This window comes from Propioniciclava sp. (genome assembly GCF_036744435.1).
GTDB lineage: Bacteria > Actinomycetota > Actinomycetes > Propionibacteriales > Propionibacteriaceae > Propioniciclava.
Map to the genome: position 1 here is coordinate 1 of NZ_DAIOIA010000067.1, position 16,259 is coordinate 16,259.

Genomic DNA, 16,259 nt, shown 5'->3' on the forward strand with positions numbered 1-16,259 from the left:
GTCAGGCGGGCTCCTCCAGCCCCAGGGTCACGCGAAGCCGTTGCGCCCACCCCGGCTCGGCCCCGTAGCGCTGCGAGGGGATCAGCCGGCCGGACGCGCTGTCCTCCAGCACCTGCCCCCAGCGGCGTGCCCGGGTCGCCGGGCGTTTGGCCCCGTCCAGCCATGCCGTCACCACACGCCGGTAGGAGGCCGGAGCCCCCTCCCACCAGGCCTTCGCCCTCGACGAGGCCTCCAGTTCGGCGCGCTCGTCGTCGCGCAGTTCCCCCTCGGGTCGTTCAAAGCTGTACACGCCGGTCCGCTCGGGTTGTCGCGCCGCGAAGGCGGCCAGCCCCGCAGGTGTCATGCGTCCCTCGGCGATCAACCGCTCCGCGTGCCGGACGTTGACCAGGCTCCACGTGCTGCGCGCACGCCGTGGCGTCCATCGCTGGCGCCTCGATGCCGCATCAATGCGCTGGGACACCGAATCGATCCAGCCGAAGCACAACGCCTCCACAACCGCGTCAGCCCAGGTCAGGCCACGGGGGACGACGTGAGCCGCGTTCAGTCCCATCCACAGTTCCGCTTGCTCCAGGTGATGCCGCTCCAGCCACGCCCGGAACTGCGCAGCATCGTCGAAGAACACCGCAGGTCGTTCCGGAGTGCCACCCAGCCGCCCGATCATGCGGCCATTGTGGACGCAGGCGCGCCGGAAGGCCACCGTGCGCCGCGCTCAGTCCTGCCTGGAGAAATCCGTCACGTGAACCACCAGGTCCCCTACCGTGTCGCACTCGTCCAGATCGACCCATGCGTGCACCGCCCAGTCCCGGTTGCCCGCCGGGTCCGCGACGATCTGGCGTACCTGCCACGTCCGGTCTCGCTTCTCGACGGCGAAGAAGGCCGGCCCCCGGGCGTCCGCGCCGGTGCCGATCTCCTCATGCTCATCCCAGTACTCCCCCAGCGCCTCGTCCCAGCGCGGCCTCGTCATCACCACCGGCTGCGCCGACTCCAGGCCGGCCAGTGCCTCCACATCGTCCTCGGCCATGAGTTCGATGCGGCGCCACAGCGCATTGCGCACCATGACGGTGAACGCACGCTCGTTCCCCGTGACCGGGCGCAGCGGCTCCACGGGAACGTCGGGGCCGGCGGCATCGACGCCGGACAACGACGCCAGCCGGTTCCACTCGTCGATCAACGACGAGTCCACCAGGCGGGTCACCTCCCCCAGCCAGGCGATCACATCGGCGAGTTCCTCGGTACGGGACGCCTCCGGAACCGTCTGGCGCAACGCGCGGTAGGCGTCCGAGAGGTAGCGCAGCAACAACCCCTCGCTGCGCTGCACCTTGTAGTGCGCCACAAACTCGCCGAACCGCATTCCACGCTCGTACATGTCTCGCACGACCGACTTCGGCTTCACCGGGGTCTCGGCCAGCCAGGGATGGGCGGCCGCATACACCTGATGGGTGTGCGTGAGGAGGTCGGCCAACGGCTTGGGCCAGGTGATCTCCTCCAGCGCCGCCATCCTCTCCTCGTACTCCAGCCCATCCGCCTTCATCTCGCCGACGGCCTCGCCCCGCGCTGTGAACTGTTGCTGAAGCAAGATCACCATCGGGTCCTCCAGCGTCGCCTCGATGACGCTGACGACGTCGAGCGCGTACGTCGGCTCCTCGACCTCCAAGGACTCGACGACCGCCAGCGCGAACGCGGACAACGGCTGGTTGAGGGCGAAGTCACGCTGCAGGTCGACCGCCAGGACGTAGCGGCGCCCGCCCGGGGTGGGGGCGTCCAGACGCTCCACGACCCCAGCCCGCACAAGCGAACGGGCCAACTGCGCCGCCCGCCGGATGAGGCGTCGGCGCGTGGCGGCGTCCGGATGAATCGAGTCGATCAAGTGGACCACGGCAGCACCCGTGTCCTCGTCACGTTGCAGCAGGTTCAGCAGCAGTCCGTGGGTGATCTTCAGCCGCGGATGGAGTTCCTCCGGTTCGGACTCGATGAGCTTGGCGAACGTCGCCTCGGAATAGTTGACGAAGCCCTCCGGCGGCTTCTTGCGGCGCACCGAACGCAACTTCTTCGGATCATCGGCGAACTTCGCGACGATCCGCGCGTTCTCCACCTCGTGCTCCGGCGCTTGGGCGACCACGTAGCCGACCGTGTCGTACCCCGCGCGCCCGGCTCGTCCGGCGATCTGATGGAACTCACGGCTGCGCAGGACGCGCTGGCGGCGTCCGTCGAACTTGGTGAGCGAACTGAACAGCACGGTGCGAATCGGGACGTTGATGCCGACGCCCAAGGTGTCGGTGCCACAGATCACCCCCAGCAGCCCCCGCTGCGCCAGGCGTTCCACCAGCCGGCGGTAGCGCGGCAGCATGCCGGCGTGGTGCACGCCGATGCCCGCCCGCAGCAGCTTGGCCAGGCTCTGCCCGAACCCCGACGCGAAAGCGAAGCCGCGCAACTCCTCTGCCAGCGCTTCGCGGTGTCCGCTCCCCGCGATCCCCTGGCTCAGCAGCGCCTGTGCTCGCTCCACCGCGGCGGCCTGCGTTCCGTGCACGACGTAGACCGGGGCCTGATGGGTCGCGACCAGGTTCGCGATGGTCTCATGCGCGGGCTCGAGCGACCAGGAAAAGGTCAGCGGAACAGGGCGGGTCACCCCGCCGATCACCGCGGTCTCGCGCCCGGTGGTGTCGCTCAGGCTCGTGGCCAGCCGCGTCACATCGCCCAAGGTCGCCGACATGATCACGAACTGGGTGTGCGGCATCTCCACCAACGGGACGTGCCAGGCCCATCCACGATCGGGGTCCGCGATGAAGTGGAACTCGTCCATGATCACCTGGCCGACGTCGGCGTCACCCCCCTCGCGCAGGGCGATGTTGGCCAGGATCTCCGCGGTGCAGCACACAATGGGCGCCTCCGGGTTGACCGAGGCGTCCCCCGTCACCATGCCGACGTTCTCGGCACCGAAAGCGTCCACGAGAGCGAAGAACTTCTCGCTCACCAGCGCCTTGATGGGGGCGGTGTAGTAACTACGCTGCCCGAGGTTGAGCGCGGCGAAGTGCGCCCCGGTCGCGATCAGCGACTTGCCTGATCCGGTCGGGGTGGTGACCACGACGTTCGCGCCGCCCAGGATCTCGATCAGTGCCTCGTCCTGATGCGGGTACAGGGTGAGCCCGTCGCGTCCTGCCCACGATACGAATGCTTCGTAAAGGGCGTCTGCGTCGGAACGGTGGCCTGCGGCAGGCAGGTAATCCAAGAGCGTCATGTCCCCCTCATGATCTCACGCCTGCGGGCCTCGCCCAGGGCACCGGCCCACTGCGCCACGCCGCCGTCCGCCGAGGCGCGGATCGCTATGCTGACCCCGCTCGCCGATGCACCACACCGTTATGTTCGCGCGTTCACGAAGGAGAACGGATGAAGGACGAGCCAACGCCCCTGCATGCGGCCCGCGATCGGCTGTCAGCTCGCCTCTGCTGCCTGGCAGTCGCACTGAGCCTGGCCATGGCCGGCTGCGCCTCCGCCGTCGATGCGACCCCCTGGGAGAACGCGACGGCGACAGCCGCCGCGACCGTGGTCCCGGCCGATCACCTGCAGGTCAGGTACCGGGTGCGGGGCGGGCTCAGTGAGATGAAACACGTCGCCCTCACCGCCGTCACCGGCGACACCACGGTCGCCGAACTGGCCGCCACCTATGAGCGACTTCAGGCTGCGGTCGCACCCGCCGTCGTGACGCTGCCGGTGCCCGACGCGACCTTGTCGGTGGGTCTGACCGGGACCGCGGTCTCTGACGAGCCCGCGCCGCAGTTCCACAAGCTCATCTCCTTGGACGACCTCGCGGCGAACAACGACCTCACCCGGCTCGCGCGGTAGGGACCAGGACTCTCCGAGCGCGACGTCCCCTTGGCGCGCGGGCCGCTTCTCTACCCGGACGCGCCGGTGGGGAGCCCCCGTCGGACAGAGGGCTCCCCACGGCACAGGCTCGACCGTCACTCGGCGCGCAAGGAGGCCCCCAGCGCTGCCGTCGCGGCGATCGCCGCGTCACGCGCCGCCGCCACCTCCTCGGCGGTCAACGTCCGGTCCTGAGCCCGGAACCGCAACGCGAACGCCACCGACTTGCTGCCCGCAGGCACCGGCACACCCCGGTAGATGTCGAACAGGGTCGCCTCCTCCAGCAAGGAACCGGCACCGGCCACGACGGCGGCATGCAGGTCAGCGACCGACACCGACTCGCCGACGACCAAGGCGATGTCCTCCTTGGCAACCGGATGGGCCGACACCGGAGGCAACGATCCCGGCCCGCCCACCTGGGCGATCAGCGCATCCAGATCGAGTTCGAGCGCGGCCGTCCGCGGTGGCAAGGAGAACGCCTTGATGACCGACGGGTGCAGTTCACCGGCGTACCCCACGACCAGTCCGCCCGCCACCAATGCGGCGCACCGGCCCGGATGCCAGGGCGCCGACGTGGCCGGCCGCCGCTCCACGGGGACGCCCACGGTGCGTCCTGCCAACTCGGCCAGCCCGAACACCTGCTGCCAGCCCGCCGCTTGTGCGGGTCCCTCCCATCCGGCCGATCGCCAATCCCCGGCGACGACCGCCCCCAGATGCCGCGGCTGCCGCGGCAGCGTCGCGGCGATGTCGGCGAGCACACCATCACTGGGACGCTCCGCCACACCCGGCTCCGGAGAGGGCTCCTCACCAACGCTGAAGAACACCCGGCCGATCTCCATCAGCGCGGCATCGTCGAAGCCGCGCGACGCATTGCGCTGCACGGCCCCGAACAACCCCGGGAGGACCGTGGTGCGCAGCAGCGGTGCCGTATCAGCCAGCGGGTTGAGCAGGCGCACGCTGTCGCGCCGTTCGTCCCCGGCCGGGATCCCCAGCGAGTCCAGGTCGCCCTGCGAAGCCCACGGGAAGGTGAGCACCTCGACGAATCCTGCACCGGCCAGCGTGCGCAGCAGGGCGCGCCGGGCCGACTGCTCCCGGCTGAGCCCCCGACCCACAGGAGCAGGAGGCACCACCGAGGGAAGCTGGTCGAACCCCACCTTGATGCCCACCTCCTCGACATAGTCGTAGGGATCCACCAGGTCGTAGCGCCACGTGGGAGGCCGCAGGGCGAGCGCACCCCCCTCGGCGGTCACCTCCACACCGGAGCGACGCAGCACCTCGACGACGCGGTCTTTGGAAACAGCCATGCCCAGCACGCGTTCGGGAAGCGCCGCCTCGATCCGCTGGACCGGCATGGCCGGCACCGAACCGATGACGGTCTCCCCCGTCACGCTCCCGCCACCCAACGCGACCAGCAGGTCGGCCACGCGACGCGTCGCGCTGTAGGCCGCCCCCGGATCAACCCAACGCTCGAAGCGCCGGGAGGCCTCGCTGCTCAGCTTGTGACGTCGGGACGAACGCGCCACGGTCACGGGATCGAAGTGAGCCGCCTCGATCACGATGCGCGTGGTCGAGTCGCGTAGTTCGGTGTCCTCGCCCCCCATGATCCCGGCCAGCCCGATCGGGCCACGGTCATCGGCGATCACCACATCGGACGGGTCCAGGGCGCGATCGACGTCGTCGAGGGTGATCAGGTGCTCTCCCGGAGCCGCCTGCCTGACCACGAGCGTCCCGCGTAGCGCGTCGGCGTCGTAACAATGGTTGGGCTGACCGGTCTCCAGCATCACGTAGTTGGACACGTCCACGCTCAGCGACAGGGATCGCATCCCGGCGGCGGCGAGGCGCTGCCGCATCCAGTCAGGAGTGGCGGCGGTGGGGTCGAACCCCTCCACCGTGAGCGCGACGAACAAGGCGCTGGCCCGCGTCTGAATGCTCACGGGGTGGCCGTCTGCGTGCTCGTCTGGGGTCGGGAGCGCGACGACATCGGTGAACGTGACGCCCAGCGACTGCGCGGCCTCACGCGCCAGCCCTCGCACCGACAGGCAGTAGCCCATGTCGGAGGTGATCGGCATTTCCAGCACGTCATCGACCACGCCCATCGCGTCCAAAGCCCCCGCACCGATGACCCACGGCCTACCCTCGGCGTCGGCCTCCGGCAGGACGATGATTCCGCTGTGATCCGAACCGATGCCCAGTTCGTCCTCGGCGCAGATCATCCCGTCCGAGATGTGCCCGTACGTCTTCCGGGAGGCGATTCCGAAGCCGCCCGGGAGTTCACTGCCCGGCAGCGCGACGACGACCAGGTCCCCGTCGGCGAAGTTGTGAGCACCGCACACGATCCCCCGCGGCCAGAACGGTGCCGCCTCCCGCTCGAGGGGGGTGGTGACTCCGCCCCGCACCAACGGGGCCGGTGCCTCCTGCGGCGCATGGGCGGAGCCGACGTCAACGTGGCACCAGCGAATCACCTTGCCGTTCTTCTGCGGCTCCTCCACCAGGCCCAGGACGCGTCCGATCACGACGGGTCCAGCGACATCGCCGCCGACCGTCTCCACCGACTCGACTTCCAGCCCGGCCCGCACCAGTGCCTCACCCAGTTCGCGTCCGCTGATGCCCTCAGGTAGCGCTGCGTACTCGCCGATCCAGCTCTTCGTCGCCCTCATCGGGCCTCTCCCTTCAGCGCCCGGCTGAACCGGACGTCTCCCTCGACCATGTCGCGCATGTCGGCGGCGTTGTTCCGGAACATCAAGGTGCGTTCGATCCCCATGCCAAACGCGAAACCGGTGTACTCGTCGGCGTCGATCCCCGCAGCACGCAGCACGCGCGGGTTGACGACGCCGCATCCGCCCCATTCGATCCAGCCCTCGCTGCGGCAGGTGCGGCACGGGGCATCAGGGTTACCCACCGAGGCCCCATGACACACGAAGCACTCCAGATCCATCTCGGCGCTGGGTTCGGTGAACGGGAAATAGTTGGGCCGGAAACGCGTGCGCACGTCACCGAACATCGCCTGGGCGAGGTGGTCGAGGGTGCCCTTGAGGTGAGCCATCGTGATGCCCTTGTCAACGACGAGGCCCTCGATCTGATGGAAGACAGGCACGTGCGTGGCGTCGAATTCGTCCGCCCGGTACACCTTCCCGGGACAGACCACGTACACGGGCAGGGGGCGGTCGAGCAGGGAGCGGATCTGCACCGGCGAGGTGTGGGTGCGCAGGACGCGATGGACCCCCGCGGGGGCGACGAAGATGGTGTCGGACTCGCCACGTGCCGGGTGGTCACGCCCGATGTTGAGGGCGTCGAAGTTCAGCCACTCGGCCTCGACCTCGGGTCCCTCGGCGACCTCCCACCCCATCGCGACGAACACGTCCGACATGAGGTCCATCAGCCCGGTGATCGGATGGATGGCCCCTTCGGGCGCCAGCGCCACGGGCAGGGTCACATCCACCGCTTCGGACGCCAGCGCCGCCTCCAGTTCGGACGCTTGCAGTTCGGCCTGCCGCGCCGACAACGCCGCGTTCAGCTGTCCCCGGGCACGTCCCATACGCTGCCCGGCGTCCTTGCGTGCTGCGGGCGGGAGCGCCCCGATCTCGCGGTTGGCCAGCGCGATCGGCGACTTCTCGCCGACATGGGCCAGCCTTGCCGCCTTCAACTCGGTGGTGGTGGCGGCTGCGGCGAAAGCGGTCAGCGCGTCCGTGACCATGGCGTCCAGCGCCTCGGCGCCGAGCGCGGCCACTTGCTTGGGATCGTAGTTGTCGTTCGGCCCTGACATGGGCCCTCCTTGTCGGTTCAGTGTCCGGTTGCGCGTTGGCTGCTGGCGGAGGTGTAGAGGCAGATGGCGGCCGCGGTCGCCAGGTTGAGGGATTCGGCATGACCGTACAGCGGAACGGCCACCGCACGATCAGCGAGTTGCCGATGCTCGAGGGGCAGCCCCCACGCCTCGTTCCCCATCACCCAGGCGGTGGGGCGGGCGAGTGCCTCCCCCAGGTCGAGCAGTGTGGCCTCGGCCTCGCCGTCGGTCGCCCACACCTGGAGCCCCGCACCCCGGCAGGCGTCCAGGCCTGCGGCCAGATCCACGCCGACCACGATGGGGAGATGAAAGATGCTGCCCACGCTTGCGCGGACGACTTTGGGATTATGGATGTCGACCGAGTCGGTCGACATGAGCACGGCGTCCGCGCCGAACGCGTCGGCGCAGCGGATGACGGTGCCGGCGTTGCCAGGGTCGCGGATCTGATCGCACACCACGACGAGACGCGGCGCCGCCCCCAGCGCCTGGGCGAGCGTGACGTCGACGGCGTCCGCCACGGCGATCACGCCCTGGGGGGACACCGTGTCCGACATGGTGGCGAGATTCTGCTCGCTGACCCCGAACACGGGCACGTTCGACTCGCGCGCTGCGCCGATCAGATCCAGGTTCTCCCGGGCGCTGTCCCAGCGCACGAAGAGGCGCCGCACTGAACCGGCGCGCCGCAGCGCCTCCCGAACGGCCTGGCGGCCCTCGACCAGGAAACGGCCCTGTGCACGGCGCTCCTTGGAGCGCAACAGCCCACGCGATTCCCGAAGAACGACCTTGCTGGGTTCGTCGAGTTCCAGGCGGTCCTGCGTCATGTCGTTCCTTCCCCCGTCCATCGTCACCTTGTCACAACCGTGCTATCGCGGCGCTCAGGCACGCGAACGCGGCAGCACCCAGCCAAAGCCGGGGCTGCCGCGCAGCGTTGAGGAGTGCTCTCAGGCAGCCGCAGGCTGGTTCGCCTTGGCCAGTTCGACCAGCGACGCGAACGCGCCCTCGTCGGTCACGGCCAGATCCGCCAGGATCTTGCGGTCGACCTCAACGCCAGCGGCCTTGAGGCCCGAGATAAATCGGTTGTACGTCATGCCGTTGGCGCGAGCGGCCGCGTTGATCCGCTGGATCCACAACGAGCGGAAGTCGCCCTTCTTGTCCTTGCGGTGCGCGTAGCTGTACGTCGCGCTGTGGAGCAACTGCTCCTTCGCCTTGCGGTAGAGGCGCGAACGCTGCCCCCGGTAGCCGGACGCCTGGTCCAGAACCTCGCGACGCTTCTTCGTCGCGTTCACTGCGCGCTTGACGCGTGCCATGATCGAATCTCCTTGTTGAAATGCCTAGTGGGTGGTTCGGCTCACTTGCCGAGCAGCTTGCGCGCCGTCTTGACGTCGGCGGAGCTGACCACGACGTCGCCGCTCAACCGGCGGGTGCGCTTGGTGGGCTTGTGCTCGTTCAGGTGCATCTTGCCCGCCTGACGGCGCATGATCTTGCCGCTTCCGGTGACCCGGAACCGCTTCTTGGCACCCGAGTGGGTCTTCATCTTCGGCATGTCGCCGCTCTCTTTCTTCTCGTGAACTCGCGTTCGTGGGCCGTTGCCGGCCGTGGGACCCGCCCCTTACAGATCGATGTCGGGATCCAGGTTGTCGGCGGGGCCGCGCTTCCTCTTGGGCTCAGACTTGGCCTGGTGCGCGGCGCGCATCTCGGCCTGCTCGCGTGCCTCGGCTTCGGCATCGGCCTGACGCTGAGCGGCCTTGTCAGCCTTGTCGGCCTTCTCCTGCTCACGTGCTTCGGCCTTTTTCCGCGTCGGGGCCAGCACCATGAGCATGTTGCGGCCGTCCTGACGTGGCTGGGACTCGATCGTGCCGTCCTCGGCGACGTCGCCTGCCAGCTTCTTCAGCAGGTTGAAGCCCAGTTCCGGGCGGCTCTGCTCACGGCCGCGGAACATGATCGTGATCTTGACCTTGTCGCCGCCGCGCAGGAAGCGCACGACGTGACCCTTCTTGGTCTCGTAATCGTGGGAGTCGATCTTCGGGCGAAGCTTCATCTCCTTGATGACGGTGTTCGCCTGGTTGCGGCGGCTCTCGCGCGCCTTCTGCGCCGACTCGTACTTGAACTTGCCGTAGTCCATGAGCTTGGCGACGGGGGGTCGGGCCATCGGGGCCACCTCGACCAGATCGAGATCCGCCTCCCGGGCCAGACGCAAGGCGTCGTCGATGCGCACGATGCCCACCTGCTCGCCGTTGGGGCCGACGAGGCGGACTTCGTTCACATGAATGCGCTCGTTGATGCGCGGTTCAGTGCTGATGGGTTCCTCCATACGTTGATGCGGGGCGCTCCACCACCAGAAAAGGCCCCCGCACCATGCGGAGGCCCAAGCAGACGGCGCTCGCCCGAGAGTTCCGGGGCACCGGGTGGACCCGTCGACGTGATGCCGATCGGGTGGGAGCTTGGTCACTCCACTTGTTTCGGACGCACCTCAAAGGTGGTCGAACCACTCCATGATAGCTGATGCCGGACTCGCGCCCAACCCGGGGCGGGCTCACTGCGGTGCGGACTCCCGAAACAGCCAGCCAAAGCCCCCATCGGCCAGTTCGACCAGGCGACGCCCGCGCGCCAGTTCGTCAATCAGCTCCCGTTCGATCACCACCGGATGCGGTCCCGGGAGGTCGACCAGGACCGCAGTGGACCCCGTCTCCACTGCGGTGGCGGCCACATCGTCCAACGTGCAGGGCACCGGCCGCGCGTCGGCCTTCCATGCCGTGAGCGCATCCAGTCCCGTGAAGACGGGAACGGCTATGGCACCCGTGTCTGAGCGCACGAGCACGGCCGCCATTTCCGCGCGGCGATCGGGATCAGGGTTCTCCCCCGATTCATCCCCCTCGGCGACGATCGGCAACAGCAGGCGCGCAGTGCACAGCGCTGCCACCGCCCGCGAGTAGGCGAGGTCCCCGTCATAGGCACGGGCCAGCATCGCTCGCAACGCAGGATCGGGATCTCCACGGTCGCCGGCAAAGGCGGCATTCGGCTGTCCCAGGGTCCTCATGTGCCCACGCTCGCACACGGACGCCGCGAGCCCAAAACCGACCCCGTAGGCTGGGAGCCATGGATCCGAACATCATCCACCTGCTGATCGCCGCCGTGGCCACCGTGGTGTGCGTCGTCGTGACCGCCCTGATCTGGCGCCGCGCGCAGGTCAAGACCGTGTTCTGGTGGATCGGGCTGACCCTGCTGCCGATGGCCGTGTACCTCGCCGGCCTCGGAACAGCGGCCGAAGGCGCCGCCCGGACGCTGTACGCCTGGTGGAACGGTCTCCAGTTCACGCCGATCGAATGGGTCGGTCTCGTCCTCGGCGGCCTCGGCGCTCTGCTCCTGGTCGGCAGCCGCCTCATTCCCTCGGAGTCGGCCAAGGATCGCCGGGAGGCCGCCAAGGCGGGCAAGCAGCCCACCCCGGTGAAGGGCGCCCCCTCCGCCGCAGGTCTGCCTGCTCGCCCGGCAGCGGCGAGCGCGCCGCGGCCTGCCACGACATCGACACCGCCAGCCGGTTCCAGCTCGGAGTCTGAGTTCGACGAGATCAGCGAACTGCTGCGCAAGCGCGGCATCAACTGAGCCACCCGATCGGCGAGCCGCCGGCTCAGGCGAGGTGGCGTCGCGCCAGCTCCTGGAGTTCTTCGACCTTCTCCTGCGCCGCGTCACCGTCGGAACGCATGATCCCCAACAGCGGGCGGTCCGTGGTGTCCTGCAGTTCCACAAACGCCCAGTGGTCGCCTTCGCGGTACCGGATGGACTCCACCTCGTCCCAGCGGTAATGAAAGCGGCGCAACCCGTTACGTCCCGACAGCCCCTGGGCATCGGCACGCACGTAGCCGCTGGCGACCACCCAGACGATGCCGAGCATGAACGCCAGGAAGAACAGCAGCGTCAAGGTCTGCGGCAGCGTGAACATGGCCCGGATCGCGGCCGGCAAGCTGAACCAGCCGAACAGGGCCGCACCGAACATGACGACGGTCCAGATCATCGCCTGACGACGCAGGAGGTGCGGATGCGCCTCGAACGTCCCCTCCGCGGTCACAGTCGGCACGCCGCGATGTCGGTGACCAGGATCCCTTCCGCGCCGACCTCCCACAGGTCGTCCATGATCTGGGGGGCCTGCTTGGCCGGGATCATCGCCCGGACGGCGAACCAGCCGTCGCGCGCCAACGGGGACACCGTAGGGCTGTCGATCCCGGGCGTGATTGCGGCAGCAGCGTCGAGCTTCTCCGCGACGATGTTGTAGTCCACCATCTTGTAGTTGCGGGCCGTCATCACCCCGGCGAGCCGACGCAGCAGCAACCCGAGTCCGGCAGGCTCCTGCGCCCCGCGGGGCTGGATCAAAATGGCCTCGGAGGCCAGGATCGGCTCCCCGAACACCTCCAGTCCCGCGCGCTTGAGAGTGGAGCCCGTCTCCACCACATCGGCGATGGCGTCGGCGACTCCTAGCCGCACGGCGCTCTCCACTGCCCCATCGAGCTTGATCAGCCGCGCCGAGACCCCGTGGCGCTGCAGGTAGGTGCCCAGTAAGCCCGGGTAGGAGGTGGCGATCCGCGTCCCGTCGAGATCGGCCACTGACCAGGCCGAAGCTGCGGGGGCGGCGAATCGGAACCGGGTGCCGCCGAACCCCAGGGCAAGCACCTCCTCGGCGTCGGCGCCGGAATCGAGCAGCAAGTCGCGCCCGGTGAAGCCCAGGTCGAGCGTCCGCTCCCCCACGTACACGGCGATGTCACGCGGACGCAGGTAGTAGAACTCGACACCGTTGGCCTCATCCAGCAGGACGAGATCCTTGCTGTCGGAGCGCTGGGCATAGCCGGCCTCGCGCAGCATGGCCTGGGTGGCCTCAGCCAGCGAGCCCTTGTTCGGCAGCGCGATGCGCAGCAGCGAGCGATCGTTCACGGTCGTTCCCCTCACAGGTAGCGGTAGACATCGTCGAGGGTGAGCCCTTTGGCGATCATCATCACCTGCACGTGGTACAGCAGCTGACTGATCTCCTCGGACGCCTCGGCGTCGGACTGGAACTCGGCCGCCATCCACACCTCGGCGGCCTCCTCCACGATCTTCTTGCCGATCGCATGGACGCCAGCGTCCAACTCCTTCACCGTGCCGGATCCGGCCGGTCGCGCCTGAGCCTTGGCGGACAACTCCGCGAACAGTTCCTCGAACGTCTTCACGTGGCCGAAGTCTACTGGGGCCAGGCGGGACGCGATCCCGGTCCGAGCGCGGCGGACGCGGCCGCGCACCGCAGCCACCCTCGGCGCCGGATCGTCGCTAGAGCCGGACGCCGAGGAGGGCGTCGATCGCCGTCGCCATGTCGGCCACAGCACCCGTGTCGTCGGAGTCGACGGCGGCCGAGGCGGCCACCCACGCATCGACCGCCGCCAGCGCAGCCGGCGCGTCAAGGTCGTCACGGAGGGCACCCCGGATCGTCGCGATCGTTGAGCCCGCCGGGAAGCCCGTCGCGTCGGCGACGGCGCCCCGCCAAGCCAGCAGCCGCTCCTGCGCTGCCACGAGGTCCGCATCCGTGTACTCCCAGTCCGCCCGATAGTGATGGGCCAGCAACACCAGCCGGATCGCCATCGGGTCGGTTCCCGCAGCACGGAGACGGGACACCAGAACGAGGTTCCCACGGCTCTTGGACATCTTCTCGCCCTCGTACCCGACCATGCCGCCATGGGCGAACACCCGCGCGAACGGCGTCCTCGTGACCGCAGTGCCCTCCGCCGCGCTCATCTCGTGATGGGGAAAGAGCAGATCCGACCCGCCGCCCTGCACGTCGAACTCCTCCCCCAGCGTCCGCACAGCGATCGCCGAGCATTCGATGTGCCAGCCGGGACGCCCACGCCCCAGCGCGGAGTCCCAGGCGGGCTCCCCTGGGCGCTCGAGGCGCCACACCAGGCAGTCCAGCGCGTCCCGCTTGCCGGGACGCTCCGGGTCGCCGCCACGCTCGCCGAACACCGCGAGTGCCTGCTCGCGATCGAGGTGGGCCACGCCGCCGAAGGTCGGAACCTGGGAACTGGCGAAATACCAGTCGGGGTACTGAGGATCGTCCACCTGATAGACCAGCCCCGCCTCGATGAGGCGCTGCACCATCGTGACCACCCAGTCGATGGACTCCACTGCCCCCACGTAGTGCGTGGGCGGGATCACACGCAGCGCCTCCATGTCGGTTCGGAACAGGTCGATCTGCTCCGCAGCCAACTTCTCCCAGGCGACGCCCGTGGCCGCGGCGCGTTCCAGGAGCGGATCGTCCACGTCGGTGACGTTCTGGGTGTAGATCACCTCGCGTCCGGCGTCCAACCAGACTCGCTGAAGAAGGTCGAACGCGACGTAGGTATTGGCGTGCCCCAGATGCGTAGCGTCATAGGGGGTGATCCCGCACACATACATGCGCGCGGGCCCCTCGCCGCGCCCCACCTCGACCGAAACACCGGAGGCGGAGTCGTGAACCCGCGGCATCGCGGGGTCCGGCGCCAGGGTCGGGATCTGCGGACGGGACCACGCCTTCATGCATTCTCCTCGCGGCTCGTGGGCGGCTCGGTGCCGCGCCCCCGACAGCCTAGTCGGGCCCGACCGGGCTACGCTGAGATGTCTGATTCGGCGAACGAGCGGAGAAGCACAGCATGTTGGAATGGTGGCAGTCGGTCATCTTGGGCATCGTGGAGGGGGTGACGGAGTTCCTTCCGATCAGCTCGACCGGGCACCTCACCGTCGCCGAGAGCCTCATGGGGCTCCCGATCAACGACAAGTCGGTGACGGCCTACACCGCCATCATCCAGATCGGCGCGATGATCGCGTCGATCGTGTACTTCTTCGCCGACATCGTCCGCATCGCCGGCGCCTGGTTCTCCGGGCTGGCCAACAAGGAGAAGCGGGGACCGGACTTCCACCTCGGGTGGGCCATCATCGCCGGGTTCCTCGTGACGGCCGTCATCGCGTTCGCGCTGAAAGACCTCATCGAAGGACCGCTTCGGTCGCTGTGGTTCGTCGTCGGCGGCCTGCTGGCGTGGAGCGTCGTCATGTTCTGTGCCGATCGGTTCGGCAAGCAGGATCGAGGCGAGCACACCATCACCTGGAAGGACGGCGCGTTGCTGGGTCTCATCCAGTGCTTCTCGCTGGTCCCGGGCGTGAGCCGCTCCGGCGCCACCATCTCCGGGGCACTGTTCCTGGGGATCGACCGGGTCACGGCGACCCGGATGAGCTTCTTCCTGGGCATCCCCACCCTGGTTGCCGCCGGCAGCTACCAGGCCATCTCCGCCGCCTCCGACATCTCCGGTCCCGGCGGAGTGGGCTGGCTGGCCACAATCATCGGCATCGTGGTCTCCTTCGCGGTGGCGTACCTCTCGATCGCGTGGCTGCTGAAGTTCGTCGCCACGAACAACTTCACCGCCTTCGTCATCTACCGCGTCGTGCTCGCCCTGATCATCGGGGGATTGCTGGTGGCCAACGTCATCTCCCCCATCTGATCGGAGGCGGTGGTGGCGATCACGGGAACCTTCAGCGACCGCAGTGTCGGATTCAGCGGTCTGACGGTCTCGCGCGCCGGGCTGGGCACGATGACCTGGGGCCGCGACACGCGCTTCGACGACGCCCGCAGTTGCGTGCGCCGGTTCGTGGACGCTGCCGGATCCCTGATCGACACCGCTCCCGCCTACGGACGCGGGGAGGCCGAGCGAATGCTGGGTCGGATGCTGCGCACCGACGTGCGTCGTGAGGACCTCGTCATCGCCACCAAGGCGGGGTTCGTCTTCCGGGAGGGAGCCCGCGTCGTCGACACCTCCCGCGCGGCCCTCCTGGACGATCTGCGCGGGTCCCTGGATCGCCTCGACACCGACTACGTAGACCTGTGGCAGGTACATGCCTGGGGTCACGCCCCCCTAGAGGAGACGCTCGCCGCACTCGACTTCGCGGTGAGTTCGGGGATGGCCCGCTACGTCGGAGTGTCGAACTTCGTGGGCTGGCAGACCGCCACGGCGGCAACCTGGCAACGTGCGGTCCCCGGCCGGGCGCCCGTGATCAGCAACCAGGTCGAATACTCGCTGCTGGCCCGCCGGGCCGAGGTCGAGGTGTTGCCCGCGCTGAGCCATTTCGACATGGGCTTCTTCCCCTGGTCTCCCTTGGGCCGGGGTGTGCTGACCGGCAAATACAGGACGGGCGTTCCGCGGGGATCCCGCGGCGCCACACCCCACTTTCACTGGTACGTGGAGCCCTACCTCGAGCCGCGCTCGCGCGCCGTCGTGGAGGCGGTCGCCAAGGCCGCAGACGGCCTCGGCATGACGCCCCTTCAGGTCGCCTACCTGTGGGTCCGGGACGCACCGGGGGTTACCGCTCCCCTGCTCGGCGTTCGGTCAGCGGCCCACCTGGAACCCTATCTGGAGGCGGAGGACATGACTCTTCCCCAGGAGATTGCCAGGGCTCTCGACGATGTCTCGGGCGGGCCGAACGAAGCCCGCGATCTTTGACGCGGCCCGCTGCACGAACGGCGTGGCGCCGCCGACGTCTCCTCGCGTGAGGGCGACCTTCCGAGGGGCTGATCCGCCTTGGGCAACGACAAGGCCCCTGTTCTGGATCACTCCACAACAGGGGCCTTGCTCACGTG

Annotated in this window: 17 protein-coding genes; 4 read left to right on the plus strand and 13 right to left on the minus strand. The window is 68.7% G+C overall.

Annotated features, from left to right (window positions below; translation table 11 throughout):
* Position 1: 1 nt before the first annotated feature.
* A complete protein-coding gene (locus V7E09_RS09645; RefSeq protein ID WP_324511776.1) occupies positions 2-661 on the minus strand; it encodes a YdeI/OmpD-associated family protein in 660 nt (219 codons plus the stop codon).
* A gap of 48 nt (positions 662-709) precedes the next feature.
* Complete coding sequence (locus tag V7E09_RS09650) at positions 710-3,235, minus strand: DEAD/DEAH box helicase (protein WP_324511775.1); 2,526 nt, start codon at positions 3,233-3,235, stop codon at positions 710-712.
* Between the two features lie 149 nt (positions 3,236-3,384).
* On the opposite strand from V7E09_RS09650, the gene V7E09_RS09655 reads away from it, so the two are divergent.
* Entirely contained in the window at positions 3,385-3,840 is a 456-nt protein-coding gene (locus V7E09_RS09655; protein WP_324511774.1) for a hypothetical protein, read from the plus strand.
* A 116-nt stretch (positions 3,841-3,956) separates the two neighbouring features.
* Here the strand turns inward: V7E09_RS09655 and pheT are convergent, their stop codons facing one another.
* From pheT to V7E09_RS09690, 7 genes are all read right to left on the minus strand, one after another.
* Entirely contained in the window at positions 3,957-6,515 is a 2,559-nt protein-coding gene (pheT, locus tag V7E09_RS09660; protein WP_324511773.1) for a phenylalanine--tRNA ligase subunit beta, read from the minus strand.
* Positions 6,512-7,621, minus strand: coding sequence for a phenylalanine--tRNA ligase subunit alpha (gene pheS / locus V7E09_RS09665; protein WP_324511772.1), 1,110 nt, complete (start codon positions 7,619-7,621; stop codon positions 6,512-6,514). Before pheS ends, pheT begins: the two co-directional genes overlap by 4 nt.
* A gap of 17 nt (positions 7,622-7,638) precedes the next feature.
* A complete protein-coding gene (locus V7E09_RS09670; protein WP_442956869.1) occupies positions 7,639-8,487 on the minus strand; it encodes a TrmH family RNA methyltransferase in 849 nt (282 codons plus the stop codon).
* Positions 8,488-8,580: 93 nt separating this feature from the next.
* Complete coding sequence (rplT, locus tag V7E09_RS09675) at positions 8,581-8,946, minus strand: 50S ribosomal protein L20 (RefSeq protein ID WP_324511770.1); 366 nt, start codon at positions 8,944-8,946, stop codon at positions 8,581-8,583.
* A 41-nt stretch (positions 8,947-8,987) separates the two neighbouring features.
* Complete coding sequence (gene rpmI, locus V7E09_RS09680) at positions 8,988-9,182, minus strand: 50S ribosomal protein L35 (protein WP_324511769.1); 195 nt, start codon at positions 9,180-9,182, stop codon at positions 8,988-8,990.
* 66 nt (positions 9,183-9,248) lie between these two features.
* Complete coding sequence (gene infC / locus V7E09_RS09685) at positions 9,249-9,950, minus strand: translation initiation factor IF-3 (RefSeq protein ID WP_324511768.1); 702 nt, start codon at positions 9,948-9,950, stop codon at positions 9,249-9,251.
* Between the two features lie 222 nt (positions 9,951-10,172).
* Complete coding sequence (locus V7E09_RS09690) at positions 10,173-10,676, minus strand: SseB family protein (RefSeq protein WP_324523312.1); 504 nt, start codon at positions 10,674-10,676, stop codon at positions 10,173-10,175.
* Between the two features lie 59 nt (positions 10,677-10,735).
* Between V7E09_RS09690 and V7E09_RS09695 the strand changes: the two genes are divergently transcribed.
* Entirely contained in the window at positions 10,736-11,239 is a 504-nt protein-coding gene (locus tag V7E09_RS09695; protein ID WP_324523313.1) for a hypothetical protein, read from the plus strand.
* Positions 11,240-11,264: 25 nt separating this feature from the next.
* Here the strand turns inward: V7E09_RS09695 and V7E09_RS09700 are convergent, their stop codons facing one another.
* The 4 genes from V7E09_RS09700 to mshC form a co-directional block, all read right to left on the minus strand.
* A complete protein-coding gene (locus tag V7E09_RS09700; RefSeq protein ID WP_324511765.1) occupies positions 11,265-11,711 on the minus strand; it encodes a PH domain-containing protein in 447 nt (148 codons plus the stop codon).
* Positions 11,699-12,544 (minus strand): ATP phosphoribosyltransferase, encoded by an 846-nt coding sequence (gene hisG, locus V7E09_RS09705; protein WP_324523315.1) that lies wholly within the window; start codon positions 12,542-12,544, stop codon positions 11,699-11,701. The genes V7E09_RS09700 and hisG overlap by 13 nt, the downstream gene beginning before the upstream one ends.
* A gap of 26 nt (positions 12,545-12,570) precedes the next feature.
* On the minus strand, positions 12,571-12,834 hold the full coding sequence (locus tag V7E09_RS09710) for a phosphoribosyl-ATP diphosphatase (protein WP_324511764.1): 264 nt from the start codon (positions 12,832-12,834) through the stop codon (positions 12,571-12,573).
* Between the two features lie 97 nt (positions 12,835-12,931).
* A complete protein-coding gene (gene mshC, locus V7E09_RS09715) occupies positions 12,932-14,170 on the minus strand; it encodes a cysteine--1-D-myo-inosityl 2-amino-2-deoxy-alpha-D-glucopyranoside ligase (protein WP_324523314.1) in 1,239 nt (412 codons plus the stop codon).
* 116 nt (positions 14,171-14,286) lie between these two features.
* Between mshC and V7E09_RS09720 the strand changes: the two genes are divergently transcribed.
* Positions 14,287-15,126, plus strand: a complete 840-nt coding sequence (locus V7E09_RS09720; protein WP_324511785.1) for an undecaprenyl-diphosphate phosphatase — start codon at positions 14,287-14,289, stop codon at positions 15,124-15,126.
* Positions 15,127-15,216: 90 nt separating this feature from the next.
* Positions 15,217-16,122 carry an aldo/keto reductase gene (locus V7E09_RS09725; protein ID WP_324511784.1) on the plus strand — a complete coding sequence of 302 codons (906 nt, stop codon included), beginning with the start codon at positions 15,217-15,219 and terminating at the stop codon, positions 16,120-16,122.
* Positions 16,123-16,259: the final 137 nt, after the last annotated feature.

Bases quoted from the DNA above. Each gene is read 5' to 3' on its own strand.
- V7E09_RS09645 (WP_324511776.1), bottom strand. From the start codon at position 661: ATGATCGGGCGGCTGGGTGGCACTCCGGAACGACCTGCGGTGTTCTTC.
- V7E09_RS09650 (WP_324511775.1), bottom strand. From the start codon at position 3,235: ATGACGCTCTTGGATTACCTGCCTGCCGCAGGCCACCGTTCCGACGCA.
- V7E09_RS09655 (WP_324511774.1), top strand. From the start codon at position 3,385: ATGAAGGACGAGCCAACGCCCCTGCATGCGGCCCGCGATCGGCTGTCA.
- pheT (WP_324511773.1), bottom strand. From the start codon at position 6,515: ATGAGGGCGACGAAGAGCTGGATCGGCGAGTACGCAGCGCTACCTGAG.
- pheS (WP_324511772.1), bottom strand. From the start codon at position 7,621: ATGTCAGGGCCGAACGACAACTACGATCCCAAGCAAGTGGCCGCGCTC.
- rplT (WP_324511770.1), bottom strand. From the start codon at position 8,946: ATGGCACGCGTCAAGCGCGCAGTGAACGCGACGAAGAAGCGTCGCGAG.
- rpmI (WP_324511769.1), bottom strand. From the start codon at position 9,182: ATGCCGAAGATGAAGACCCACTCGGGTGCCAAGAAGCGGTTCCGGGTC.
- infC (WP_324511768.1), bottom strand. From the start codon at position 9,950: ATGGAGGAACCCATCAGCACTGAACCGCGCATCAACGAGCGCATTCAT.
- V7E09_RS09690 (WP_324523312.1), bottom strand. From the start codon at position 10,676: ATGAGGACCCTGGGACAGCCGAATGCCGCCTTTGCCGGCGACCGTGGA.
- V7E09_RS09695 (WP_324523313.1), top strand. From the start codon at position 10,736: ATGGATCCGAACATCATCCACCTGCTGATCGCCGCCGTGGCCACCGTG.
- mshC (WP_324523314.1), bottom strand. From the start codon at position 14,170: ATGAAGGCGTGGTCCCGTCCGCAGATCCCGACCCTGGCGCCGGACCCC.
- V7E09_RS09725 (WP_324511784.1), top strand. From the start codon at position 15,217: ATGACCTGGGGCCGCGACACGCGCTTCGACGACGCCCGCAGTTGCGTG.